This window comes from Vescimonas sp. (assembly GCF_057856985.1).
Genome location: NZ_DBLZXX010000001.1, coordinates 245,487 through 267,805, shown reverse-complemented (window position 1 = coordinate 267,805; position 22,319 = coordinate 245,487). Strand labels below are relative to the sequence as shown.

Annotated in this window: 22 protein-coding genes and 1 pseudogene; 18 read left to right on the top strand and 5 right to left on the bottom strand. The window is 62.9% G+C overall.

Features of this window, described 5'->3' with window-relative positions; translation table 11 throughout:
* Positions 1-12: 12 nt before the first annotated feature.
* Positions 13-1,479 (bottom strand): sodium-dependent transporter, encoded by a 1,467-nt coding sequence (locus ACZM22_RS01245; RefSeq protein WP_489542837.1) that lies wholly within the window; start codon positions 1,477-1,479, stop codon positions 13-15.
* Positions 1,480-2,149: 670 nt separating this feature from the next.
* Entirely contained in the window at positions 2,150-3,616 is a 1,467-nt protein-coding gene (locus tag ACZM22_RS01240) for a sodium-dependent transporter (RefSeq protein ID WP_489542836.1), read from the bottom strand.
* A gap of 484 nt (positions 3,617-4,100) precedes the next feature.
* On the opposite strand from ACZM22_RS01240, the gene ACZM22_RS01235 reads away from it, so the two are divergent.
* The 13 genes from ACZM22_RS01235 to ACZM22_RS01175 all read left to right on the top strand — a co-directional run bounded on the left by ACZM22_RS01235 (position 4,101) and on the right by ACZM22_RS01175 (position 15,324).
* The gene (locus ACZM22_RS01235) at positions 4,101-4,499 is read left to right on the top strand and encodes a Fur family transcriptional regulator (protein WP_483267126.1); all 399 of its coding nucleotides are present in this window, start codon (positions 4,101-4,103) and stop codon (positions 4,497-4,499) included.
* Positions 4,496-5,494: a metal ABC transporter substrate-binding protein gene (locus ACZM22_RS01230; protein ID WP_489542835.1), complete on the top strand. Its 999-nt coding sequence runs from the start codon at positions 4,496-4,498 to the stop codon at positions 5,492-5,494. Before ACZM22_RS01235 ends, ACZM22_RS01230 begins: the two co-directional genes overlap by 4 nt.
* Positions 5,494-6,219, top strand: coding sequence for a metal ABC transporter ATP-binding protein (locus tag ACZM22_RS01225; protein WP_489542834.1), 726 nt, complete (start codon positions 5,494-5,496; stop codon positions 6,217-6,219). Before ACZM22_RS01230 ends, ACZM22_RS01225 begins: the two co-directional genes overlap by 1 nt.
* On the top strand, positions 6,216-7,034 hold the full coding sequence (locus ACZM22_RS01220; protein ID WP_484424454.1) for a metal ABC transporter permease: 819 nt from the start codon (positions 6,216-6,218) through the stop codon (positions 7,032-7,034). The genes ACZM22_RS01225 and ACZM22_RS01220 overlap by 4 nt, the downstream gene beginning before the upstream one ends.
* 209 nt (positions 7,035-7,243) lie before the next feature.
* On the top strand, positions 7,244-7,702 hold the full coding sequence (gene rimP, locus ACZM22_RS01215; protein WP_483267130.1) for a ribosome maturation factor RimP: 459 nt from the start codon (positions 7,244-7,246) through the stop codon (positions 7,700-7,702).
* A gap of 37 nt (positions 7,703-7,739) precedes the next feature.
* Positions 7,740-8,798: a transcription termination factor NusA gene (gene nusA / locus ACZM22_RS01210; RefSeq protein WP_489542833.1), complete on the top strand. Its 1,059-nt coding sequence runs from the start codon at positions 7,740-7,742 to the stop codon at positions 8,796-8,798.
* A gap of 25 nt (positions 8,799-8,823) precedes the next feature.
* On the top strand, positions 8,824-9,096 hold the full coding sequence (rnpM, locus tag ACZM22_RS01205; RefSeq protein WP_483267132.1) for an RNase P modulator RnpM: 273 nt from the start codon (positions 8,824-8,826) through the stop codon (positions 9,094-9,096).
* Positions 9,093-9,719 (top strand): L7Ae/L30e/S12e/Gadd45 family ribosomal protein, encoded by a 627-nt coding sequence (locus tag ACZM22_RS01200; protein ID WP_489542832.1) that lies wholly within the window; start codon positions 9,093-9,095, stop codon positions 9,717-9,719. The genes rnpM and ACZM22_RS01200 overlap by 4 nt, the downstream gene beginning before the upstream one ends.
* A gap of 78 nt (positions 9,720-9,797) precedes the next feature.
* Entirely contained in the window at positions 9,798-12,158 is a 2,361-nt protein-coding gene (infB, locus tag ACZM22_RS01195; protein WP_489543042.1) for a translation initiation factor IF-2, read from the top strand.
* A 54-nt stretch (positions 12,159-12,212) separates the two neighbouring features.
* Positions 12,213-12,599 carry a 30S ribosome-binding factor RbfA gene (rbfA, locus tag ACZM22_RS01190; protein WP_483267134.1) on the top strand — a complete coding sequence of 129 codons (387 nt, stop codon included), beginning with the start codon at positions 12,213-12,215 and terminating at the stop codon, positions 12,597-12,599.
* Entirely contained in the window at positions 12,596-13,552 is a 957-nt protein-coding gene (locus ACZM22_RS01185) for a DHH family phosphoesterase (RefSeq protein ID WP_489542831.1), read from the top strand. Before rbfA ends, ACZM22_RS01185 begins: the two co-directional genes overlap by 4 nt.
* Before the next feature lie 3 nt (positions 13,553-13,555).
* Complete coding sequence (gene truB / locus ACZM22_RS01180) at positions 13,556-14,419, top strand: tRNA pseudouridine(55) synthase TruB (protein ID WP_489542830.1); 864 nt, start codon at positions 13,556-13,558, stop codon at positions 14,417-14,419.
* Positions 14,416-15,324, top strand: coding sequence for a bifunctional riboflavin kinase/FAD synthetase (locus ACZM22_RS01175; protein WP_484424449.1), 909 nt, complete (start codon positions 14,416-14,418; stop codon positions 15,322-15,324). The genes truB and ACZM22_RS01175 overlap by 4 nt, the downstream gene beginning before the upstream one ends.
* Before the next feature lie 74 nt (positions 15,325-15,398).
* Here ACZM22_RS01175 and ACZM22_RS01170 read toward each other — a convergent pair whose 3' ends face one another.
* Positions 15,399-15,620: a hypothetical protein gene (locus ACZM22_RS01170; protein ID WP_483267138.1), complete on the bottom strand. Its 222-nt coding sequence runs from the start codon at positions 15,618-15,620 to the stop codon at positions 15,399-15,401.
* Between the two features lie 53 nt (positions 15,621-15,673).
* Positions 15,674-15,868, bottom strand: coding sequence for a hypothetical protein (locus tag ACZM22_RS01165; protein WP_483267139.1), 195 nt, complete (start codon positions 15,866-15,868; stop codon positions 15,674-15,676).
* 191 nt (positions 15,869-16,059) lie between these two features.
* On the opposite strand from ACZM22_RS01165, the gene ACZM22_RS01160 reads away from it, so the two are divergent.
* Together ACZM22_RS01160 and ACZM22_RS01155 are read left to right on the top strand one after the other, a co-directional pair.
* Complete coding sequence (locus ACZM22_RS01160; protein WP_489543041.1) at positions 16,060-17,544, top strand: DUF1846 domain-containing protein; 1,485 nt, start codon at positions 16,060-16,062, stop codon at positions 17,542-17,544.
* A 75-nt stretch (positions 17,545-17,619) separates the two neighbouring features.
* The gene (locus ACZM22_RS01155; RefSeq protein WP_489542829.1) at positions 17,620-19,779 is read left to right on the top strand and encodes a Tex family protein; all 2,160 of its coding nucleotides are present in this window, start codon (positions 17,620-17,622) and stop codon (positions 19,777-19,779) included.
* Between the two features lie 46 nt (positions 19,780-19,825).
* Here ACZM22_RS01155 and ACZM22_RS01150 read toward each other — a convergent pair whose 3' ends face one another.
* Positions 19,826-20,074 carry a sporulation transcriptional regulator SpoIIID gene (locus ACZM22_RS01150; RefSeq protein WP_483267187.1) on the bottom strand — a complete coding sequence of 83 codons (249 nt, stop codon included), beginning with the start codon at positions 20,072-20,074 and terminating at the stop codon, positions 19,826-19,828.
* Positions 20,075-20,472: 398 nt separating this feature from the next.
* Here ACZM22_RS01150 and ACZM22_RS01145 point away from each other — a divergent pair, with 398 nt between their 5' ends.
* The 3 genes and pseudogenes from ACZM22_RS01145 to ACZM22_RS01135 all read left to right on the top strand — a co-directional run bounded on the left by ACZM22_RS01145 (position 20,473) and on the right by ACZM22_RS01135 (position 22,277).
* Positions 20,473-20,667, top strand: coding sequence for a hypothetical protein (locus ACZM22_RS01145; protein WP_489542828.1), 195 nt, complete (start codon positions 20,473-20,475; stop codon positions 20,665-20,667).
* Positions 20,649-20,828 (top strand): annotated as a pseudogene (locus ACZM22_RS01140) (peptide ABC transporter ATP-binding protein); the annotation flags it as partial. The gene ACZM22_RS01145 and the pseudogene ACZM22_RS01140, both read left to right, overlap by 19 nt.
* Positions 20,829-20,843: 15 nt before the next feature.
* A complete protein-coding gene (locus ACZM22_RS01135; protein WP_489542827.1) occupies positions 20,844-22,277 on the top strand; it encodes an amidohydrolase in 1,434 nt (477 codons plus the stop codon).
* Positions 22,278-22,319: the final 42 nt, after the last annotated feature.

Sequence of the window (22,319 nt, the reverse complement as noted above, 5' to 3'; positions counted from 1 at the left end):
TTTCATGTGCTTTTAGAAGAAGAATTCCTTGATCTGGCCGTACAGCACCAGGATCATGCACAGCGGGGTGATGAACTTGATGCAGACCTTGAAGAAGCCATAGCCGCTCATGGGATGGCCGGACTGCTCGCACTCCTCCTTGACCACGTCGGGGCCCAGCTCCCAGCCGATCATGATCGACATCAGCAGCGCGCCCAGCGGCATCATGATGCCCTCGGACAGCATATCAAAGAAGTCCAGCCAGCAGTCGTTCCATGTCCGGATGTCCGCCTCCGGCAGGCCCAGGAACTTCCACGGGGTGAAGTCGGCGCCGCCCAGACTGTCGGCGCAGATGAGGATACAGCCCACACCCACGGCCGCCGCCGCGATGAGGGTGTACTTCTTGCGCTTGTCGCCCTTGCCGGAATCGCGGGCCTTATCCACAAAGTGAGCCACCACGGCCTCCAGCAGGGAGATAGACGAGGAGATCGCGGCGAACACCACCAGCAGGTAGAACAGGATGCCGAAGATGGGGCCCAGACCGCCCATACGGCTGAACACGTTCTGCATGGTGACAAACAGCAGCTTGGGGCCGCCCAGCGTGCCGGTGGGATCCAGGGCGAAACGGCCGGGGATGACGCACAGGCCGGCCATCAGCGCCACCAGCGTATCCATGACGATGATGAGAATGGCGTTTTTCTGGAGGTTCTCCTTCTTATCCAGATAGGAGCCGTAGGTGATCATAATGCCCATGCCCAGAGACAGGGAGAAGAACATCTGACCGCCGGCGGTGGAAAGCACGGTCAGGAAATTGGGGGCCTCTTCGATGATGCCGTTGGCCACAGCCCAGCCCGGAACGAACATGTACTTCAGGCCATTCACCGCGCCGGGCAGGGTGCAGGCGCGGACAATGCAGATCAGCAGCATCACGAACAGCGCGGGCATGCCCACGGAACAAACCTTCTCGATACCGCCGCTGACGCCGCCCATGACGATGAGCATGGTCAGCGCCACAAAGATGAGACCGTAGATAATAGCCTCAGTGGGATTGCCCATAAAAGCGTTGAATACCTCTGCGCCCAGCGAAGTACCGTTGGCCGCAGCCACCTCCGCAAAGGCGGCGGAGCCGAAGCTGGCGCCGAACAGATCGCCCACGTTCACCACCACGTACTTGATGCAGTAGCCGCCCAGTGCGCAGTAGAAGAACAGAATAAAGAACGGGGACAGGATGCCCAGCCAGCCCAGCCACTTAAAGCGCTTGCTCAGCACATGATACGCGCTGACCACGCCCTTGCCGGTCTTGCGGCCCAGCGCCAGCTCGCCCACCATGACGATAAAGCCGCACAGAACGGCCAGCACCAGATACACGACCAGGAAGGTAAAACCGCCGGAGGCGCCCATTTTATTGGGGAAGCCCCAGATGTTGCCCAGGCCGACTGCCGAACCGACAGACGCCATCAGGAATCCAAAATTGGACCCAAAGCCTTTTCTTTCTTCCATTGTTTTCTCTCCTTATAACAGAAATTTGCACCCGCTCCTTTGCCGAGTGCCCAAATTTTCTGTCTCCCATCTACTGACAGGAAACATCTTGAGGCGCCGCCACGCCCCTCAATGTGCCGTTGACGATAGTCCGCCAACGTCCCATGCAAAAAGTATACAGGATTCAAATTGCAACCGCAATTAGCAGTATTGATGAATTTTTCTCGTCCCATTGTACATTTTTAACATTCTATGAACAGATTTATTTTTGCAGTTTATAAAGATAAAGCATCCTTTTAGCACCCCTCAATGCACGGTTTCACGGGTTTTCCCTGACTTTTTTACCGCGATACTGCTATTTTCCTCTGGCGAAACCATCTGTGAAAGAATAAACAGGCATATCGCCCCCTCCCCGCCGCCTGTCCGCACCGCACCCATGCGCCGCAGCGGCGGTACAGAGCGCGCCTTTTCCACCCTTCAGTGCCGTGAACCGGCTATTGGGCCTGCTCTTTTCGCTTTTTCTCCGTCCCCGCGCGAGAGAATATCCCCGACGGCACTGCCGCCTGGGATATTCTCTCGCACGGATCTCCGCAGTCAAACAGCGCCCGCCGGAATGGCGGGCGCTGCTCTTTCTGTTATTTGGAGAGCATACCGGGATGGCGGTCCCAGTATGGATAACATACACGCTTGCTTAGAAGAAGAATTCCTTGATCTGGCCGTACAGCACCAGGATCATGCACAGCGGGGTGATGAACTTGATGCAGACCTTGAAGAAGCCGTAGCCGCTCATGGCATGGCCGGAGCGCTCGCACTCCTCCTTGACCACGTCGGGGCCCAGCTCCCAGCCGATCATGATCGACATCAGCAGCGCGCCCAGCGGCATCATGATGCCCTCGGACAGCATATCAAAGAAGTCCAGCCAGCAGTCGTTCCATGTCCGGATGTCCGCCTCCGGCAGGCCCAGGAACTTCCACGGGGTGAAGTCGGCGCCGCCCAGACTGTCGGCGCAGATGAGGATACAGCCCACACCCACGGCCGCCGCCGCGATGAGGGTGTACTTCTTGCGCTTGTCGCCCTTGCCGGAATCGCGGGCCTTATCCACAAAGTGAGCCACCACGGCCTCCAGCAGGGAGATAGACGAGGAGATCGCGGCGAACACCACCAGCAGGTAGAACAGGATGCCGAAGATGGGGCCCAGACCGCCCATACGGCTGAACACGTTCTGCATGGTGACAAACAGCAGCTTGGGGCCGCCCAGCGTGCCGGTGGGATCCAGGGCGAAACGGCCGGGGATGACGCACAGGCCGGCCATCAGCGCCACCAGCGTATCCATGACGATGATGAGAATGGCGTTTTTCTGGAGGTTCTCCTTCTTATCCAGATAGGAGCCGTAGGTGATCATAATGCCCATGCCCAGAGACAGGGAGAAGAACATCTGACCGCCGGCGGTGGAAAGCACGGTCAGGAAATTGGGGGCCTCTTCGATGATGCCGTTGGCCACAGCCCAGCCCGGAACGAACATGTACTTCAGGCCATTCACCGCGCCGGGCAGGGTGCAGGCGCGGACAATGCAGATCAGCAGCATCACGAACAGCGCGGGCATGCCCACGGAACAAACCTTCTCGATACCGCCGCTGACGCCGCCCATGACGATGAGCATGGTCAGCGCCACAAAGATGAGACCGTAGATAATAGCCTCAGTGGGATTGCCCATAAAAGCGTTGAATACCTCTGCGCCCAGCGAAGTACCGTTGGCCGCAGCCACCTCCGCAAAGGCGGCGGAGCCGAAGCTGGCGCCGAACAGATCGCCCACGTTCACCACCACGTACTTGATGCAGTAGCCGCCCAGTGCGCAGTAGAAGAACAGAATAAAGAACGGGGACAGGATGCCCAGCCAGCCCAGCCACTTAAAGCGCTTGCTCAGCACATGATACGCGCTGACCACGCCCTTGCCGGTCTTGCGGCCCAGCGCCAGCTCGCCCACCATGACGATAAAGCCGCACAGAACGGCCAGCACCAGATACACGACCAGGAAGGTAAAACCGCCGGAGGCGCCCATTTTATTGGGGAAGCCCCAGATGTTGCCCAGGCCGACTGCCGAACCGACAGACGCCATCAGGAATCCAAAATTGGTTCCAAAGCCTTTTCTTTCTTCCATTGTTTTCTCTCCTTACTAAATACTTTCCCTTAGCCTTCCCGTTCCGGTGCTCCCACACCGGAGCGGTTCCCTGCGCGAAAGTCTTTCGCGTCAGGTTACTTTGAAGTATAGCCCATCCCGCCGCTCCCCGCAATTAGCAATATTTATAAATTTTTAGCACAGTTTTCTGTTGTTTTAACATTTTCTTTATAGTAAACAGCCATTCCTTTGTGTGAAAAATATAACATTTCATGCGGTAAAAATGATATAATATGCGCTAATATCTCGTAAAATACATAATTTGTGCACGTATTTCTTATGAAGAAATGTGCGGGCGCTTTCTCTGTGCAAGTGTACGATTGTTAAATTTTCGCTAATCTGATGTTAAGACCCCGTTAATGCCGCGCTTGCCGGTATAGCGCCGCTCAAAAAAAGCAGTTGACAAACGCGGATTTTCTGCTATGATTTGAAAACGGTTTTCATTTTCAATTTCAGGAGGCATCCTATGACGTATATGACCAGACAGCAGCAGGCGATATTAACCTGCATCCAGTCCTGCGACGGCGGCATCGGCGCGGCGGAGCTGACGGAAACGCTGCACCGGCAGGGCGAGACGGTGGGGCTGACCACCGTGTACCGCCACTTGGAGCGGTTGGAAAAGGCAGGCAAAGTTCACAAAATCGTGACGGATTCCGGCGCAAAATACCAGTTCTGCACATGTAACGCATCGGGTCGCGACTGTTTTCTGCTGAAATGTGAAAAGTGCGGCGAGGTGTGCCATGTGGACTGCTCCCATCTGGCGCCGCTGTACCGCCATCTGGAGGAGGAGCACGGCTTCTCCATCGACCCGCGGCGGACGCTGTTTTACGGCGTGTGCCGCCGGTGCCGGGAGGCGGCGGAATGAGGCGGCTCCGGGCGTTTTTACTGGCGCTGACGGTGGCGGCGGGGCTGTGCGGCTGCGGCCAGAAGCCCTTGCAGGACAACGGAAAGCTCCGGGTGGTATGCACGCTGTTCCCCTACTACGACTTCGTGCGGCAGATCGGCGGGGACGACGTGGACGTGACGCTGGTGGTGCCCGCAGGGCGGGAGACACACAGCTTTGAGCCCACGCCGCTGGATGTCATCCGTATCAGCGAGGCAGACGTGTTCGTCTACAACGGCGGTGAGAGCGAGCAGTGGGTGGAGAACATTCTGGACGCCGCAGGGGAAAATATCCCGTATGTCCTGTCGATGATGGGGGCGGCGGAACTGCATGAGGAAGAATTTTCCGAGGGCATGCAGGGACAGGGCGCAAACGCCCACGAGCACAGCGATCACGACCACGGCCACGGCGAAAACGGCGGGGGCGATGATGCGGAAGATGAAGAAACCGAGTACGACGAGCACATCTGGACATCGCCGGTGACGGCCATGGCCCTGTGCCGCGCCATCGGGGAGACTCTGTGTCAGGCCGATCCCGACCACGCCGACAGCTACCGCCAGCGGCTGGCGGACTATCTGACGGAGCTGGAGTCGCTGGATCAGTCGTTCCGCGACGTGGTGGCCGGCGGCAGCCGGAAGCTGCTGGTGTTCGGCGACCGGTTCCCGCTTTTGTATTTCTGCCGCGAGTACGGGCTGGACTACCGCGCGGCGTTTCACGGCTGCGCCGGCGACACCGAGCCGTCGCTGGCCACATTGAAGTATCTCATCGATCTGGTAAACGAGGAGCACATCCCCGTGGTATACACCATCGAGCTCAGCAGCCGGAAGGTGGCGGAGGCCATCGCCGAGACCACCGGCGCGGCGGTGCGGACGTTCCAGTCCTGCCAGACGGTGAGCCGCACGGATTTTGATAACGGCGTCACGTATCTCCAGCTGATGGAGGCCAACGTGGACGCACTGAGGGAGGGGCTGGCCTGATGGAAAAGCCAACGGAAAAGAAAATATTGCTGGACTGCCGCGATGTGTCCCTGGGCTATGAGGGGCAGGCACTGTGGCGGGGGCTGACGTTCCAGGTGCGCAGCGGCGACTATCTCTGCGTGGTGGGCGAGAACGGCTCCGGCAAGTCCACGCTGCTGAAAAGCATGCTGGGCCTTCTGAAGCCCATGAAGGGAGAGATCGTGCTGGACCGGTCCCTGCGGGCGGGAGCCATCGGCTATCTGCCCCAGCAGACACAGGCCCAGAAGGACTTTCCCGCCACAGTGACGGAGGTGGTGCGCAGCGGCTTCCTCAACGGGTGGGGCGCTCACTTCTTCTACACGGCGCAGGAGAAATCCACGGCGCTGATGCACATGGGCAAGCTGGGCATTTTAGAGCTGAAGGACCGGTGCTACCGTGAGCTGTCCGGCGGGCAGCAGCAGCGGGTGCTGCTGGCAAGAGCGCTGTGCGCCGCCGGAGAGCTGCTGGTGCTGGATGAGCCGGTGACAGGGCTGGACCCCGCTGCGGCCCAGGACCTGTACCGCACGCTGGACTATCTCAATAAGAAAGAAGGGCTGGCCATCGTCATGGTGACCCACGACCTGCGCAGCGCCCTGCCCCATGCTACCGCCATCCTCCATGCGGGACACGGCGGCTGGTTCTACGGCGACACGGCGGCGTATCTGGCGTCGCCCTATGGAAAGCGATTCGGAGGTGACGGTATATGAGCCTGCTGCTGGAAATGTTCACCTACCCCTTTATCCTGCGGGCCTTTGTGGTGGGCATCCTGATCTCCCTGTGCGCGGCGCTGCTGGGCGTGCCGCTGGTGCTGAAGCGCTACTCCATGATCGGCGACGGACTGAGCCACGTGTCCTTCGGCGCACTGAGCGTTGCGCTGGCCTGCGGCTGGGCGCCGCTGCCGGTGTCCATCCCCGTGGTGGTACTGGCGGCGCTGGGCCTGCTGCGGATGACGGAGAGGAGCCGCATGGGCGCGGATGCGGCCATCGCCGTGGTCAGTGCCTCCTCCCTGGCCGCCGGTGTGGTGGTCACCAGCCTCACCACCGGCATGACCACCGATGTGGACAGCTTTATGTTCGGCTCCATCCTGGCGCTGGACCGCGCCGACGTGGCGCTGTCCGTAGGGGTGTCGGCGGCGGTGCTGGTGCTGTACGTGCTGTTTTACCACCGGCTGTTCGCCATCACCTTTGATGAGAGCTTTTCCCGCGCCACCGGCATGCGTGTGGAGCTTTACAACACGGTGCTGTCGGTACTGACAGCGCTGACCATCGTGCTGGGCATGCGGCTGATGGGCGCCATGCTCATCTCCAGTCTGGTCATCTTCCCCGCCCTGACGGCGATGCGGCTGCTCCGCAGCTTCCGCGGCGTGGTCATCTGCGCGGGGGTGCTCAGCGTGGTGTGCTTCTGCGCGGGGCTCACCGGCTCGTATCTGCTGAGCACCCCCGTGGGCGCTACGGTGGTGCTGGCGGATCTGGCGGCGTTCCTGCTGGCCTGCGGTGCGGCGGGGCTGAAAAAACGGGCATAACGGCGCGGCGGCGCGGGTCTACACCCGCACCGCCCTGTCTTTTTTTGCAAAACGCGCCTTTTCGACGGGTTTTTTGCAGAAAAATACTTGCGTTGTTCCCATTTTTATGGTATGCTACACACGTAAGTAAGGTATTGACTGGGAGTGGGCTTGACTGTCCGCTCTTTTTGTTGGGCATTTTTGATTTGTTAAAAGCAGGAGGATGCGCCGTGAAAAAGATCACAGACGTTGTCTGGGAGCTGGCGGAGCCGGTGGTACAGGAGCATGGCTGCCAGCTGTGGGACGTGGAATATGTACGGGAGGCGGGCCAGTGGTACCTGCGGCTGTATCTGGACAAGGACGGCGGCGTGGACATTCTGGACTGCGAGGCCATCAGCCGGAGGGTCAGCGACCTGCTGGACGAGGCCGACCCCATCGAGAGCAGCTACGTGTTCGAGGTGGGCTCCGCCGGTCTGGAGCGGCAGCTGAAGCGGCCCTCGGACTTTGCCCGTTTCATGGGCAGCCCCGTGCTGGTCAAGACCTACCAGAACAGGGACGGGCGCAAGGAGTTCGCCGGTAAGCTGGCGGGCTATGAGGACGGCGCGGTGCTGCTGGACATGGGCGGCGCGGAGCCGGTGCGGTTCGAAAAGAACGAGGTGGCGCTGGTGCGCCTGCGCGTGGAATTCTGATACGACTATCTGACGATGAATAGAAGGAGAAACAACCATGAAATGTGATGAGATCTTCGCCGCACTGGCGATGCTGGAAAAGGAACGCGGTATCCCCCAGAGCTTTATGATGGGCAAGATCATTCAGGCGCTGACCACCGCCTATAAGCGGGACCACGAGGGCGTGGAGAACGTCATCGTGGACGTGAACGAGGAGAAGAAGGATCTGAAGATGTTCGTCCAGAAGGAGATCGTGGAGGAGGTGGAGAACCCCGGCTCCCAGATCTCGCTGGAGGAGGCCAAGCACATGTCCGCCAAGAACGAGCTGGGCGGCATCGTCAACATCCCCGTGGAGAGCGTGGAGTTCGGCCGTATCGCCGCCGGCAACGGCAAGCAGGTCATCATCCAGGGCCTGCGGGAGGCCGAGCACGGCATGATCTATGATGAGTTCAACAGCAAGCAGCACGAGATCCTCACCGGCACCGTCAGCCGCATCGATCCCCGGACCGGCAACGTCAGCCTGCGTATCGGCACCGGCGCCGAGTCCACTGAGGCGGTGCTGACCATGAATGAGCAGGTCCCCGGCGAGGAGCTGCGTGAAGGCCAGATGGTCAAGGTGTATCTGGTGGAGGTCCGCCGCAGCACCCGCGGCCCGCAGGTGCTGATCTCCCGCACCCACCCCGGCCTTGTGAAGCGGCTGTTCGAGCTGGAGGTGCCGGAGATCTACGACGGCACCGTGGAGATCCGCTCCATCGCCCGTGAGGCGGGCAACCGCACCAAGATGGCGGTGTGGTCCGCCGACGAGAACGTGGACCCCATCGGCGCATGCGTCGGTCCCCGCGGTCAGCGCGTCAACGCCATCGTGGACGAGCTGCGGGGCGAGAAGATCGACATCATCAAGTACTCCGAGGACCCCGCGGAGTTTATCGCCGCCGCGCTGGCCCCTGCCGACGTGGTCAGCGTGCAGCTGGCCGACGAGGGCAAGAGCTGCCGCGTGGTCGTCCCCGACGACCAGCTGAGCCTCGCCATCGGCAAGGAGGGCCAGAACGCCCGTCTGGCCGCGCGGCTCACCGGCTATAAGATCGACATCAAGCCCGCCAGCTACACCGGCGAGTAAGATCGGACAGAAAGGAGCGGCAGAGATGCAGAAGCCCCGCAAAATACCGCAGCGGCAGTGCGTCGGCTGCCGCGAGATGAAGGAGAAGAAGGCGCTGCTGCGCATCGTCCGGACGCCGGAGGGCCAGATCCTGCTGGACGGCACCGGCAAAAAATCCGGACGCGGCGCCTATGTGTGCCCCGACCCCGCCTGCCTGAAGAAGGCACGGAAGAACCGGTCGCTGGAGCGGGCCTTTGACACCGCCATCCCGCCGGAGGTCTACGACGCGCTGGAAGCGCAGATGGAGGGCGGCCTATGACAGAACACATCCTATCCATGCTGGGTCTCGCCCTGAAGGCGGGCCGCGTGGAGGTGGGCGAGGAGCCGGTGGGCGCCGCCGCCCGCGCCAAGAAAGCCCGCGTCATCTTCGTGGCGCAGGACGCCGCGCCGTCATCCGTGCGGCGGGCCCAGTCCTTTGCCCGCGCCGGCAGCACGCTGTGCGTGACGCTGCCTGCGGACAAGGACGCGCTGGGACGCAGTCTGGGACGCAGCAGTGTGGCCATGTGCGCCGTCACCGACATCGGCTTTGCCGAGTCGCTGGTGAAGAAGCTGGCGGCGCTGGACGGCGGCGCCTACCAGGACGCCGCCGATACGCTGGCCGTCAAGGCCAGACGGGCGCGGGAGCGGAAAGAGGAACGGCTCCAGCATGAGAAAAACCTGCGGCAGGGCAAAAAGCGTGTCCATGCCGAGAAGCCCGCGGCACCGGAGCCTCCGGCACCGCAGGCGCCTGCCAGACCCGCGGCGAAGCGGACATCACGGCCCGGCAGCGCCCGCAGGCGGCAGGAACGGCCCCAGCGCCGGACAGAGACATCCAGTCAACGGTTCGCCGGCGCGCTGCCGGTGAAGAAGGGCAAAGGAAGCCGGAAGAAGTCCGGCAGATAAACAGCAGCAAACGGAACTTGCGCGGCCCGCCGAGGGGCGGACCGATCACTAAGATGGAGGTGGCTTTATTTGGGTAGTATCGTCAACAAATACAGAGTGCATGAGGTGGCCAAGGATTTCGGGGTCTCCACCAAGGAGATCACGGAGATCCTGGCCAAGTACGCCGAAACGCCCAAGAATCACATGCAGGTGCTGGAGGATCGGGAGCTCAGCCTCATCTTTGAGTATCTGACCCAGCACAACCCTGTCTCCAATATCGCGGTCATCTTCGCCGAGGGCGCCAAGCCCGCGGAGAAGAAGGCGGCCTCTGCCCCTGCCCAGAGCCAGCAGGCGGCCAGGCCCGCCGCGCCGCAGCAGGGCAACAGGCCCGCACAGGGTACGGCTCCCGCCGGTAAGGCTCCCGAGAAGGCCGCCGAGCCGGTGAAGCAGCCCATGTCCCGCGTGCCCCAGAAGCAGGTGGTGGATACCCGCAAGGCCACCAACGTGAATCTGGACAAGTACGACGAGAAGCTGCAGGATATGGCGGACGCCCGCGCCCGCGGCGGCAAGCGGGAGCAGCAGGCCCCTCAGGGCAAGGAGAAATTCCGCAATAACAAGCGCCGCGACAACAGCTTCGCCAGCAACAAGCGCAAGCAGGAGGAGGCCGACCGGCTCCGCAAGCTGCGTCTGGAGGTCATCAAAAAGACCCCCGTCACCGTGCAGATCCCCGATGAGATCTCCGTGGGCGAGCTGGCCAGCCGCATGAAGAAAACCGGCGCAGAGGTGGTCAAGTGCCTGATGAAGAACGGCGTTATGGCCTCTCTGAGCCAGATGATCGACTTCGACACCGCCGCCATCATCGCCGAGGAGATGGGCTGCAAGGTGGAGAAAGAGGTCGTCGTCACCATCGAGGAGCGCCTCATCGACGACCACCAGGACAAGGACGAAGATCTGGTGCCCCGGGCGCCTGTGGTGGTGGTCATGGGTCACGTGGACCACGGCAAGACCAGTCTGCTGGACTATATCCGCAACGCCCATGTGGCCTCCGGTGAGGCCGGCGGCATCACCCAGCACATCGGCGCATATCAGGTGGAGATCCACGGCAAGCCCATCACGTTCCTGGACACCCCCGGCCACGAGGCCTTTACCTCCATGCGCGCCCGCGGCGCCATGGTAACGGATATCGCCATTCTGGTGGTGGCCGCCGAGGACGGTATCATGCCCCAGACCGTAGAGTCCATCAACCACGCCAAGGCCGCCGGTATCCCCATCATCGTGGCCATCAACAAGATGGATAAGCCCGAGGCCAACCCCGAGCGTATCAAGCAGCAGCTCACCGAGTACGGTCTGGTGTGCGAGGAGTGGGGCGGCGACACCATCATCTGCCCCATCTCCGCCAAGACCGGCATGGGCATCGACAACCTGCTGGAGATGCTGACCCTTACCGCCGAGGTGGGCGAGCTGAAGGCCAACCCCCACCGCGCCGCACAGGGCACCGTCATCGAGGCCCGTCTGGACAAGGGCCGCGGCCCCGTGGCCACCCTGCTGGTCCAGAACGGCACCCTGCATCAGGGCGATATCATCATCGCGGGCACCTCCGTGGGCCGCGTCCGTGCCATGGTCAACGACAAGGGCCAGCGTATCACCGAGGCGGGCCCCAGCGTGCCCGTGGAGATCACCGGCCTCAGCGAGGCCCCCTCCGCCGGTGCTACGTTCAATGCCGTGGCCGACGAGAAGCTGGCCCGCGAGCTGGTGGAGCAGCGCAAGGCCGAGGAGAAGGCCAAGGCCAACGCCCCCGTCACCAAGGTGTCTCTGGAGGATCTGTTCAGTCAGATCCAGGCCGGTGAGATGAAGAACCTGAACCTCATCGTCAAGGCCGACGTGCAGGGCAGCGTGGAGGCCGTGAAGTCCTCTCTGGAGAAGCTGAGCAACGATGAGGTCCGCGTCCGCGTCATCCACGGCGGCGTGGGCGCCATCAACGAGTCCGACGTGATGCTGGCCTCCACGTCCCAGGCCATCATCGTGGGCTTCAACGTCCGTCCCGATGCCGCCGCCCGCGACAGCGCCGCCCGCGCCAACGTGGACATGCGGATGTACCGCGTCATCTACGATGCCATCAATGAGGTCGAGGCCGCCATGAAGGGCATGCTGGCCCCCAAATTCCGCGAGGTGCTGCTGGGCCACGCCGAGGTGCGCCAGACCTACAAGGTGTCCGGTGTGGGCACGGTGGCGGGCTGCTACGTGCTGGACGGCAAGCTGCAGCGCAAGGACTGCCAGGTTCGTCTGGTCCGCGACGGCATCGTTATCCACGAGGGCGTGCTGGCCTCCCTCCAGCGGTTCAAGGACTCCGTCAAGGAGGTCGTGGCCGGTTACGAGTGCGGTCTGAGCATTGAGAAGTTCAACGATATCAAGGAAGGCGACGTGGTGGAAGCCTTCACCATGGAGCAGATCCAAGTGTAACTGACGAGGGGGTGGGCCGACGCCCACCCCCTGTTTTTCGAAAGGAGCGATATTATGGCATCCAACCGTATCGGACGCATCAACGAGGCCATCCGCGAGGCGCTGGCCGGTCTGCTGCGCACCGTGAAGGACCCCCGCGTCACCGAGAGCATGCTGACCATCACCCATGTGGACACCACCAGTGACCTGCGGTACGCCCGGGTGTATATCAGCGCCCTGAACTGCCGGGATGAGAAGGGCCTGATGAAGGGCCTGAAGTCCGCGTCCGGTTATCTGCGCCATGAGCTGGGGCAGAAGGTGGACCTGCGGTACACGCCGGAGCTGCAGTTCATCATGGACGATTCCATCGCCCACGGCGCACACATTCTGGACCTTCTGAGCCACGTGAAGCCCGCCAACCCCGCCAACGCGGACATCGTGCTGCCGGAGGATCGGGAATGAGCGGGAACAGACTGACCGCGCGGGAGACGGCGGCGGCCCTGCGGGGCATGGACAACGTGCTGATCCTGACGCACGTGCGGCCCGACGGCGACACCATCGGCTGCGCCGCCGCGCTGTGTCAGGCTCTGCGGGACACGGGAAAGACGGCATACCTGCTGTATAACCCCGAGATCACCGCCACCTATGCGCCCTGCGCCGCCCCCTACTGGGCGCCGGAGGGCTTTGCACCGGAGCACGTAGTGTCCACCGACATCGCGGCGCTGAACCTGCTGCCGGACAACGCGGCCGCCTACGCGGACCGCATCGAGCTGGCCATCGATCACCATGGCTCCCACGGGTTCTTTGCGGAGCAGGTGTGTCTGGACGCGGACGCCGCCGCCTGCGGCGAGATCCTCTACGGCATCATCCGAGAGCTGACGGCGGTGACGCCGGATATCGCCATGCTGCTGTACGTGGCCATCGCCACGGACACCGGCTGCTTTGTATACAGCAACACCACCGCCCAGACCCACCGCATTGCATCGGAGCTGTTGGGCTGCGGCATCGACGTGGGGCCGGTGAACAAGGCGCTGTTCCGCACGAAAAGCCGGACGCGCCTTGCCATGGAGGCCCGGATGGTGGCGGACATGACGCTGTTCGACCAGGACCGCGTGGTGGTGATGACTATCCCCTTGTCCCTGCGGCAGGAGATGCACGCCACGGAGGCAGACATCGAAGAACTCAGTTCTCTTGCGGCGCTGGTGGAGGGCACAGACTGCGGCGTGACGCTGCGGGAGCTGCGGCCCGGGGTCATCAAGATCTCCCTGCGCACCGGCCCCCGTGTGGACGCCTGCGCCGTGTGCCAGAAGCTGGGCGGCGGCGGTCACAAGGCCGCGGCGGGCGCTACGGCGGACGGCACCATGGACGAGGTACGCAGCGCCGTGCTCCGCGCCTATCAGGAGGTCGTGGGGTAAGACATGGCAAACGGTATCGTGATCATCGACAAGCCCGCAGGCTGGACATCCATGGACGTGTGCGGCAAGCTGCGGAGCGTCCTGAAAACCCGCAAGGTGGGCCACGCCGGTACGCTGGACCCCATGGCCACCGGCGTACTGCCGGTGTTCGTGGGGCAGGCTACCCGCGCAGTGTCCTTCGCCGAGACCGGCGACAAGGAGTACGTGGCGGGGCTGCGCTTAGGCTGCGTCACCAATACGCAGGACACCTCCGGCGATGTGCTGGAGCAGCACCCCGTCCACGTGACGCGGCAGGAGCTGGAGGCGCTGCTGCCCCGCTTCACCGGCGAGGTGATGCAGGTGCCGCCCATGTACTCCGCGATCAAGGTCAATGGGCAGAAGCTGTACCAGCTGGCGCGGCAGGGCAAGGAAGTGGAGCGCCCCGCCCGCCCTGTGACCATCCATGAGCTGGAGGTGCTGGGACAGGACGAGAGCGGCGACTGGCTGCTGCGCATCCTGTGCTCCAAGGGCACCTACGTCCGGACGCTGTGCCACGACATGGGACAGGCTTTGGGCTGCTGCGGGTGCATGAGCTCCCTGCGGCGCACCATGGCCGCCGGCTTTACGCTGGCGGACAGCCATACCATCGAGGAGGTGCAGGAGCTGGGCGAGGCGCTGCTGGCCCCTGCCGACTCCCTGTTCCGGCAATACCCCGCCTACGTCATCCCCACGGAGGGGGCGGAGCGGCGGTGCCGCTGCGGCAATCCCCTGACGGCGGAGCTGCCGGACGGGCTGTACCGCGTGTACGGGCGGGACGGCAGCTTTCTGTGCCTGAGCCGCGGGGAGGGCGGCGTTTTGACCTCCCTGAAAAACTTTTTCGGAGCGTGAACACTTTGGAACGAACTGTGATAGCCCTTGGCTTTTTCGACGGCGTACACCGCGGTCACGGCGCCCTGCTGCAAAGGACAGCAGAGCGGGCCCGTGAGCTGGGCGCGGAGCCGGTCGTCTTTACCTTTGACCGGCCGCCCAAGGAGGTGGTCACCGGTCAGCCGGTGTACCTCATCAACTCGGCGGAGGACCGGCAGGGTCTCATCCGCCGCCTGTACGGCATCGATCGCATCATCCTGGCCCCCTTTGACCGCGAGATGATGACCATGTCCTGGGAGGACTTTGTAACGGAGCTGCTGGTGAAGCGCTGCGGCGCGGTGCATCTGGTGGCGGGCCATGACCACCGGTTCGGCCACAAAAACGCCGGAAACGCCCAGCTTCTGCGGGAAAAGTGCGCCCAGCTGGGACTGGGCTGCGACATCATCCCCGAGGTGGTGCATGACGGCATCACCGTCAGCTCCACCTACATCCGCAAGCTGGTGGCGGCGGGGGACGTGGAGCGGGCGGCAGAGTTTCTGGGCCACCGCCACTGTCTCAGCCGCACGGTGGAGCACGGTCAGCGCATCGGCCGCACCATCGGCATCCCCACAGTGAACCTGACGATGCCGGAGCATGTGCTGGCCCCGGCTCATGGCGTGTATATCACGCGGGTATACCTGCCGGACGGGCGGAGCTTCGCCGGTGTCACCAATGTGGGCACGCGTCCCACGGTGTCCGACAGCGGCGCGGTATCGGTGGAGACCTTCCTGCTGGACTTCGACGGCGACCTGTACGGCCAGACCATCCGCCTGGAGTTCTGCCGCCGCCTGCGGGGCGAGCGGAAATTCGACTCGCTGGAGGTCCTGCGGCAGGAGATCCAGCACAACATTGCGCAGACGCGGGACTATTTCTGCGGTGAGGCGTGAAATTGCGTAAAAAAGAGCCTGCGGCTGTGCCGCAGGCTCTTTTTTCGCCGTAGGGGCTGTTGCGCCGCAGGGGCTTATGGGAGGTCCTCCAGCTCCGGCTTACCAAGGCGCATCTCCCGCCAGCGGCGGGGCAGGCCCGGGGCGATCAGCGGAAACAGGTGCTCCGTGTCGCCGGTAGGCTGGATGTTGTAGGTGCCGTACATATTCACCAGGTCGAAGCAGCTCTCCGGCACGCCGCGGAACTGGTGGACATCCGGCGTGGCATCGTAGGGAAAGCCGCCGCTCTTTTTGGGCATGAAAAATCACCTCCAGCCTTAGTATGGCCGGAGGTGCGGGGTTTCTTTCGTATTCAGCGGTAGACCTCGGCGTCGAAGTCCCGCACGATCTCGTCCCGCTGGATGTCGCGGACGTAGACCAGATTCGTCTCATCAAAGGCCAGACGCATGGCGAAGTCCTTGGCCTCGTCAATATCGTTGGTCTCGAAAAAATCGCGGTAGGCCGACTCCGGCTCGTGGCTTTTACGCCAGACAACATGAAATCGCATGGGTGTTCCTCCTTTAGGGGTGTATTTTTTAGTATACCCCGTTCGCTGCGCCGGCGCAACAGTGGGTTTCGCCAAAAAAGCGAGGACAAGTTCGGCTATTTTTCCCTACCGGATTTGGTGATTTTCGCTTTCCTGCGGACACAGGATGTTGTATAATGAGTCGAGTTTTTGATGTAACGGGGGTCACGGAGATGAAGATCGGATTCGACAACGACAAGTACCTGCAGCTGCAGGCGGAGCATATCACGGCGCGGCGGGCCCAGTTTGGCGGCAAGCTGTATCTGGAGTTCGGCGGCAAGCTGTTTGACGACTACCACGCCTCCCGCGTGCTGCCGGGGTTTCAGCCGGACAGCAAGATCCGGATGCTGCGGACGCTGAAGGACGACGTGGAGATCGTGATGGCCATCTGCGCCGGCGATATTGAGAAGAACAAGATGCGGGGCGACCTGGGCATCAGCTACGACGCCGATGTGCTGCGGCTCATCGACGTGTTCCGCGATCTGGGGTTCTATGTGGGCTCCGTGGTCATCACCCAGTACGCCGGCCAGCCGGCGGCCGACGCCTTTATCAAGCGGCTGAGCCAGCTGGGGGTCAAGAGCTACAAGCACTATCCCATCGCCGGATACCCCTCTGACGTGGCTCACATCGTCTCCGACGAGGGGCTGGGCCGCAACGATTATATCGAGACCACGCGGCCCCTCATCGTGGTGACGGCCCCGGGCCCCGGCAGCGGCAAGATGGCCACCTGTCTGAGCCAGCTGTACCACGACAACCGCCGCGGCATCCCTGCGGGCTACGCCAAGTATGAGACGTTTCCCATCTGGAACCTGCCGCTGAAGCATCCGGTAAACCTGGCCTACGAGGCCGCCACCGCCGACCTCAACGATGTGAACATGATCGATCCGTTCCATCTGGACGCCTACGGCATCACCACCGTCAACTACAACCGCGATGTGGAGATCTTCCCCGTGCTGGCGGCCATGTTCAAAAAGATCCAGGGCGAGTGCCCCTACAAGTCCCCCACGGACATGGGCGTGAACATGGCGGGCTTCGCTATCGTGGACGACGAGGCGTGTCAGGAGGCCAGCCGCATGGAGATCCTGCGCCGCTACTATGCCGGCTGTGTGGAACGCGCCAAGGGACAGGCGGACGAGTGCGTGGTGCGGAAGCTGGAGCTGGTGATGCAGCAGGCCGGCGTCACGCCGGAGCTGTGCCCCGCCGTGGGCGCGGCGCTGGAGAAGGCGGCCCAGACCGGCAAGCCCGCCGGCGCCATGGTGCTGCCGGACGGCTGCGTCGTCACGGGCAAGACCTCCCCCCTGCTGGGCGCGTCGGCGGCGCTGCTGCTCAACGCTCTGAAGCACATGGCGGGCATCGACCACAAGCTGGACCTGATCCCCTCCTCCGTCATCGAGCCCATCAGCGCCATGAAGACCGGCTATCTGGGCCATCACAACCCTCGCCTGCACTCCGACGAGGTGCTGATCGCGCTGGCCATCTCGGGCCTGACCAACCCGCTGGCCGCCATGGTGCAGGAGCAGCTCAGGACCCTGCGGGGCTGCGATGCCCACTTCTCCGTCATTATCTCGGAGGAGGACGCCAAGCTCTATAAGCGGCTGGGCATCAACGTCAGCTGCCAGCCCAAGTATGAGGTCAAGTCCCTGTACCACAAAAAGTGACCCTCCCTTTGCCCGCGCTGTGCGCGGGCAAAGTCATTCCCGTACCGACATCTGCGTATTCTGAAAGGAGCCTTCATGCAGACCATTCCCCAGATACTGGCCAAGGAGCTGGGCAAGCCCCAGCAGGCCGTGGAAAACGTTATCGCCCTGCTGGATCAGGGCAACACCATCCCCTTCATCGCCCGCTACCGCAAGGAGCAGCACGGCTCCATGGACGACACCGCCCTGCGGAAGCTGGAGGACCGGCTGCGCTATCTGCGAAATCTGGAGACGCGGCGGCAGGAGGTGAAGTCCGCCATCGACGGGCAGGGCAAGCTGACGGAGGAGCTGTCCGCCTCCATCGACAACGCCGCCACGCTGGCGGAGGTAGAGGATCTGTACCGCCCCTATAAGCAGAAGCGCCGCACCCGCGCCACCATTGCCCGTGAGAAGGGGCTGGAGCCCCTGGCGCTGCTGCTGTTGGCCCAGGCGAAGAACGGCCCCGCGCCGGAGGACGCTGCCCAAGCCTATCTCGACCCGGAAAAGGGCGTGGAGACCGTGGCCGATGCCCTGCAGGGCGCCAACGACATCATCGCCGAGCTGCTCAGCGACGACGCCGACCTGCGCAAGGCGCTGCGCGGCCTCCTGTCGCGGCAGGGACACCTGCGCAGCGTGGCTGTCAAGGAGGAGGATAGCGTGTACCGGCTGTACTATGATTTCGACCAGCCGCTGCCCAGGCTGGCGGGTCACCAGATCCTGGCCGTCAACCGGGGCGAAAAGGAGGGCTTCCTCTCCGTGACGGTGCTGCTGGATCGGGAGGCGGCGCTGTACGCGCTGCGCACGGCAGTGGTCAAGCCCCGCACACCAGCGGCGGCGTTCGTCAGCGCCGCCTGCGAGGACGCCTACGACCGGCTCATCTACCCATCGCTGGAGCGGGAGGCCCGTGCCGACCTCACCGACCGCGCCAACGAAGGGGCCATCGGCCAGTTCGCCCTGAACCTGAAGCCCCTTCTGATGCATCCGCCGGTGAAGGGCCACGTCACCATGGGCCTGGACCCGGGCTATGCCCACGGCTGCAAGGTGGCGGTCATCGACGGCACCGGCAAGGTGCTGGACACCACCGTGGTGTATCCCACCTACGGTGAGCGCCAGAAAAAGGACGCCATCGCCAAGCTGACGGCCCTGTGCAAAAAGCACGGCGTCACCCACATCGCCATCGGCAACGGCACCGCCAGCCGCGAGACGGAGCAGATGACGGTGGAGATGCTCCGCGGCCTGCCCGGGGTCAGCTATATGATCGTCAACGAGGCGGGCGCCTCCGTGTACTCCGCCAGCAAACTGGCAGCGGAGGAGTTCCCCGACTACGATGTGAACCTGCGCAGCGCCGTATCTATCGCGCGGCGGATGCAGGACCCGCTGGCGGAGCTGGTGAAGATCGATCCCAAGGCCATCGGCGTGGGCCAGTACCAGCACGATATGCCCCAGAAGCGGCTGGACGAGGCGCTGTCCGGCGTGGTGGAGGACTGCGTCAACGCCGTGGGTGTGGACGTGAACACCGCGTCCGCCAGTCTTTTGAGCCGTGTGTCCGGTCTTACCGCCGCCACGGCGAAGAATATTGTGAAGTACCGCGAGGAGAACGGCGCATTCCCCGACCGGAAGCGGCTTTTGAAGGTGCCGAAGCTGGGGCCCAAGGCCTTTGAGCAGTGCGCCGGCTTCCTGCGGGTGCCGGAGAGCAGATCCATACTGGACAACACCGGCGTCCATCCCGAGAGCTACGGTGCGGCGCAGCAGCTGCTGGCCCTGTGCGGCTACACGCTGGAGGACGTGAAGAACGGTGACATCCCCCTGCTGGCCCAGAAAGTAAAGCTGCTGGGTGAGGAGAAGGCGGCGCAGCAGCTGGGCGTGGGCCTGCCCACCCTGCGTGACACGGTGAAGGAGCTGATGAAGCCCGGGCGGGACGTGCGCGACGACCTGCCGGCCCCTATCCTGCGCACTGACGTGCTGGAGCTGAAGGATCTGAAGGCAGGTATGGTGCTCACCGGCACCGTCCGCAATGTCATCGACTTCGGCGTGTTCGTGGACATCGGCGTCCATCAGGACGGTCTGGTCCACATCTCTCAGGTGTGCAGCAGGTTCATCAAGCACCCCTCCGAGATCGTGGCCGTGGGTGACGTGGTGAAGGTGGTGGTACTGGACGTGGACGAGAAGAAAAAACGCATCAGCCTGTCCATGAAGCAGGTGCCCAAGGACGCATAAAGATAGAGGGACTCCCCATCCGGTACGCCGGACGGGGAGCCTCTTTTTACGCGCCCTTGTATTTCTTCCGCGTAGCCAGACCGCCGCGGATGTGGCGCTGAGCCTTGTTCTCCTCCATCACCGCCTTGACCTGCAGATACAGCGGGCGGTCATACAGCGGCAGCCGCTCCGACAGGTCCTTGTGGACAGTGGACTTACTGACGCCGAACTTTTTGGCGGCGGCGCGGACCGTGGTCCGGTTTTCTATGAGGTAATGGGCCAGCTCCACGGCCCGCTGCTCCAGATTGTTGCGAATAGAGCACCACTCCTATACACGTTTGCTGCTGGTCTATGTCTATGCGGCGGCAGGGGCGGTTATGCAGTATGGATGCATAAAAAGGGGCGGTCTGCCCCCCCCTTTTCTCCGCCGTGCCGGGTGGAAACCCGACTGTCCGGCGGTCATGGCGGCAGCCAGGCGCACCGCCTCCGCCTGCTCTGTTGTGAAATTGCACGACAGGTCGGCTCCGCGCAGGGGAGGGTGTAAGTATATCCGACAAAAACGCTATTTTATGAATATTTATTCATATTATCCCTTGACTTTGTGAATAATCAGTGGTAGAGTATGCGGCATCAATGAAAGAGACACGCTCCCGCATCCCGAAAACTCCTGCGGGGACGGCAATACAGGAAGGATGGACAGACCCATGAAAAAAAATGATCTCGATGCTGCTGGCGCTGGTCATGGCGCTGAGCCTGGTGGCCTGCGGTGCGCAGCCCACGACGAACGATAACGACGATACCGCCTCCGGCGGCGACAGCGCCGCCGAACCGGCCAACGCACTGGAAAAGATCAAGGCCGACGGCATGCTGACCGTGGCCCTGAGCCCCGACTTCTCTCCCATGGTATGACCATGGTGGTGGTGACCCATGAGATGGCCTTTGCCCGCGAGGTGGGCAGCCGCGTACTGTTCATGGACGCCGGTAAGATCGGCGAGCAGGGCACGCCGGAGGAGATATTCGATCACCCCCAGAGCGTCAGATTGCAGGATTTCCTGAAAAAAGTGCTATAAAAAAAGGAGCTGGCTATGGATAACGCAAAAAAGGCGGCACTGGCTGCCATTGATGAAAAGAACGAGCTGATCGCGGAGGTGGCAGATTCCATCTGGGACTACGCGGAGCTGTCCATGCAGGAGGTAAAGTCCGCCGCCCTGTTCGTCAAGGTCCTGAAGGAGGAGGGCTTTCAGGTGGAGGAGGGCATCTGCGGCATCCCCACCGCCTTCTCCGCGTCCTACGGCAGCGGCAAGCCGGTCATCGGCTTTCTGGCGGAGTATGACGCCCTGTCAGGCCTGTCCCAGGAAGCGGGCAGCACCGAGTACCACGAGCTGGTGAAGGGCGGAAGCGGTCACGGCTGCGGCCACAATCTGCTGGGCGCCGGCGCCATGGCCGCCGCCATCGGTCTGAAGCACTACCTCACAGAGACCGGCAAAAGCGGCACCGTCATTCTATACGGCTGCCCCGGCGAGGAGGGCGTGGCCTCCAAGGCCTACATGGCCCGCGATGGCTTGTGGTACAATCTGGATGCGGCCCTGACCTGGCACGCCGGCGACTGCAACGAGGTGGCCACCGGCTCCACCAACTCCTGCATTCAGATGCTGTATACCTTCCACGGTCTGGCCTCTCAGGCGTCTACTGCCCCGGAGCGGGGGCGCAGCGCTCTGGACGCCGTGGAGCTGATGAACGTAGGCGTGCAGTTCCTGCGGGAGCACATGCCCCGGGACGCCCGGATACACTACTCCATTCTGGACGCCGGCGGCGCCAGCCCCAATGTGGTGCAGCATCAGGCCAGTGTCCTGTATATGATCCGGTCCAACTTCGTGAAGGACTGCATCACCCTGCACCAACGGGTGGACAAGATCGCCCAGGGTGCGGCGCTGATGACGGACACCACCATCGAGCGGCGGTTCGTGGACGGCCTGTCCGACACCGTGTGCAACCACGCGCTGGAAAAGGTGCTGTACGACAACTTCGCGGAGCTGGGCGTACCGGCGTGTACGCCGGAGGAGCACGCCTTCATGGAGAAGCTGTCCGCCACCTACGCCGGCAGCGACATCCCCAGCGGCGTAGGCGCGGAGAACGATCCCGCCTTCGCCGAGAAGGTGCAGGCTCTGCGGACCGGCCACTTCAACGACTTTCTGGTGCCGCTGTACCAGGGTCCCGCCTTCAACGCCGGCTCCACCGACGTGGGCGACGTCAGCTACCAGTGCCCCACGGCCCAGATCCATATGGCGGTGTGGCCCAACCACGTGCCCTGCCACAGCTGGCAGGTGGTGTCCTGCAACAAGACGCCGCTGGCCCATCGGGCCACCGTCCATGCAGGCAAGGTGCTGTGCGCCGCGGCCATTGACCTCATCCAGCAGCCGGAGCTGCTGGAGCAGGCCAAGGCGGAGTTCCGGAAGCGCACTGCCGGAGGCTACACCTGCCCCATCCCTGCCGACGCCGTACCGGCGCCGCTGGACTGAGCGCGACAGCAAAAAAAGAGCCGTATCCTTTCGGATACGGCT

Coding starts and splice junctions, on each gene's coding strand:
- ACZM22_RS01185 (WP_489542831.1), top strand. CDS start 12,596: ATGAGCGGGAACAGACTGACCGCGCGGGAGACGGCGGCGGCCCTGCGG.
- ACZM22_RS01160 (WP_489543041.1), top strand. CDS start 16,060: ATGAAGATCGGATTCGACAACGACAAGTACCTGCAGCTGCAGGCGGAG.
- ACZM22_RS01135 (WP_489542827.1), top strand. CDS start 20,844: ATGGATAACGCAAAAAAGGCGGCACTGGCTGCCATTGATGAAAAGAAC.
- ACZM22_RS01165 (WP_483267139.1), bottom strand. CDS start 15,868: ATGCGATTTCATGTTGTCTGGCGTAAAAGCCACGAGCCGGAGTCGGCC.
- ACZM22_RS01200 (WP_489542832.1), top strand. CDS start 9,093: ATGACAGAACACATCCTATCCATGCTGGGTCTCGCCCTGAAGGCGGGC.
- ACZM22_RS01235 (WP_483267126.1), top strand. CDS start 4,101: ATGACGTATATGACCAGACAGCAGCAGGCGATATTAACCTGCATCCAG.
- ACZM22_RS01230 (WP_489542835.1), top strand. CDS start 4,496: ATGAGGCGGCTCCGGGCGTTTTTACTGGCGCTGACGGTGGCGGCGGGG.
- ACZM22_RS01245 (WP_489542837.1), bottom strand. CDS start 1,479: ATGGAAGAAAGAAAAGGCTTTGGGTCCAATTTTGGATTCCTGATGGCG.
- ACZM22_RS01220 (WP_484424454.1), top strand. CDS start 6,216: ATGAGCCTGCTGCTGGAAATGTTCACCTACCCCTTTATCCTGCGGGCC.
- nusA (WP_489542833.1), top strand. CDS start 7,740: ATGAAATGTGATGAGATCTTCGCCGCACTGGCGATGCTGGAAAAGGAA.
- truB (WP_489542830.1), top strand. CDS start 13,556: ATGGCAAACGGTATCGTGATCATCGACAAGCCCGCAGGCTGGACATCC.
- ACZM22_RS01155 (WP_489542829.1), top strand. CDS start 17,620: ATGCAGACCATTCCCCAGATACTGGCCAAGGAGCTGGGCAAGCCCCAG.
- rnpM (WP_483267132.1), top strand. CDS start 8,824: ATGCAGAAGCCCCGCAAAATACCGCAGCGGCAGTGCGTCGGCTGCCGC.
- ACZM22_RS01240 (WP_489542836.1), bottom strand. CDS start 3,616: ATGGAAGAAAGAAAAGGCTTTGGAACCAATTTTGGATTCCTGATGGCG.
- rbfA (WP_483267134.1), top strand. CDS start 12,213: ATGGCATCCAACCGTATCGGACGCATCAACGAGGCCATCCGCGAGGCG.
- ACZM22_RS01170 (WP_483267138.1), bottom strand. CDS start 15,620: ATGCCCAAAAAGAGCGGCGGCTTTCCCTACGATGCCACGCCGGATGTC.
- ACZM22_RS01225 (WP_489542834.1), top strand. CDS start 5,494: ATGGAAAAGCCAACGGAAAAGAAAATATTGCTGGACTGCCGCGATGTG.
- ACZM22_RS01145 (WP_489542828.1), top strand. CDS start 20,473: ATGATCTCGATGCTGCTGGCGCTGGTCATGGCGCTGAGCCTGGTGGCC.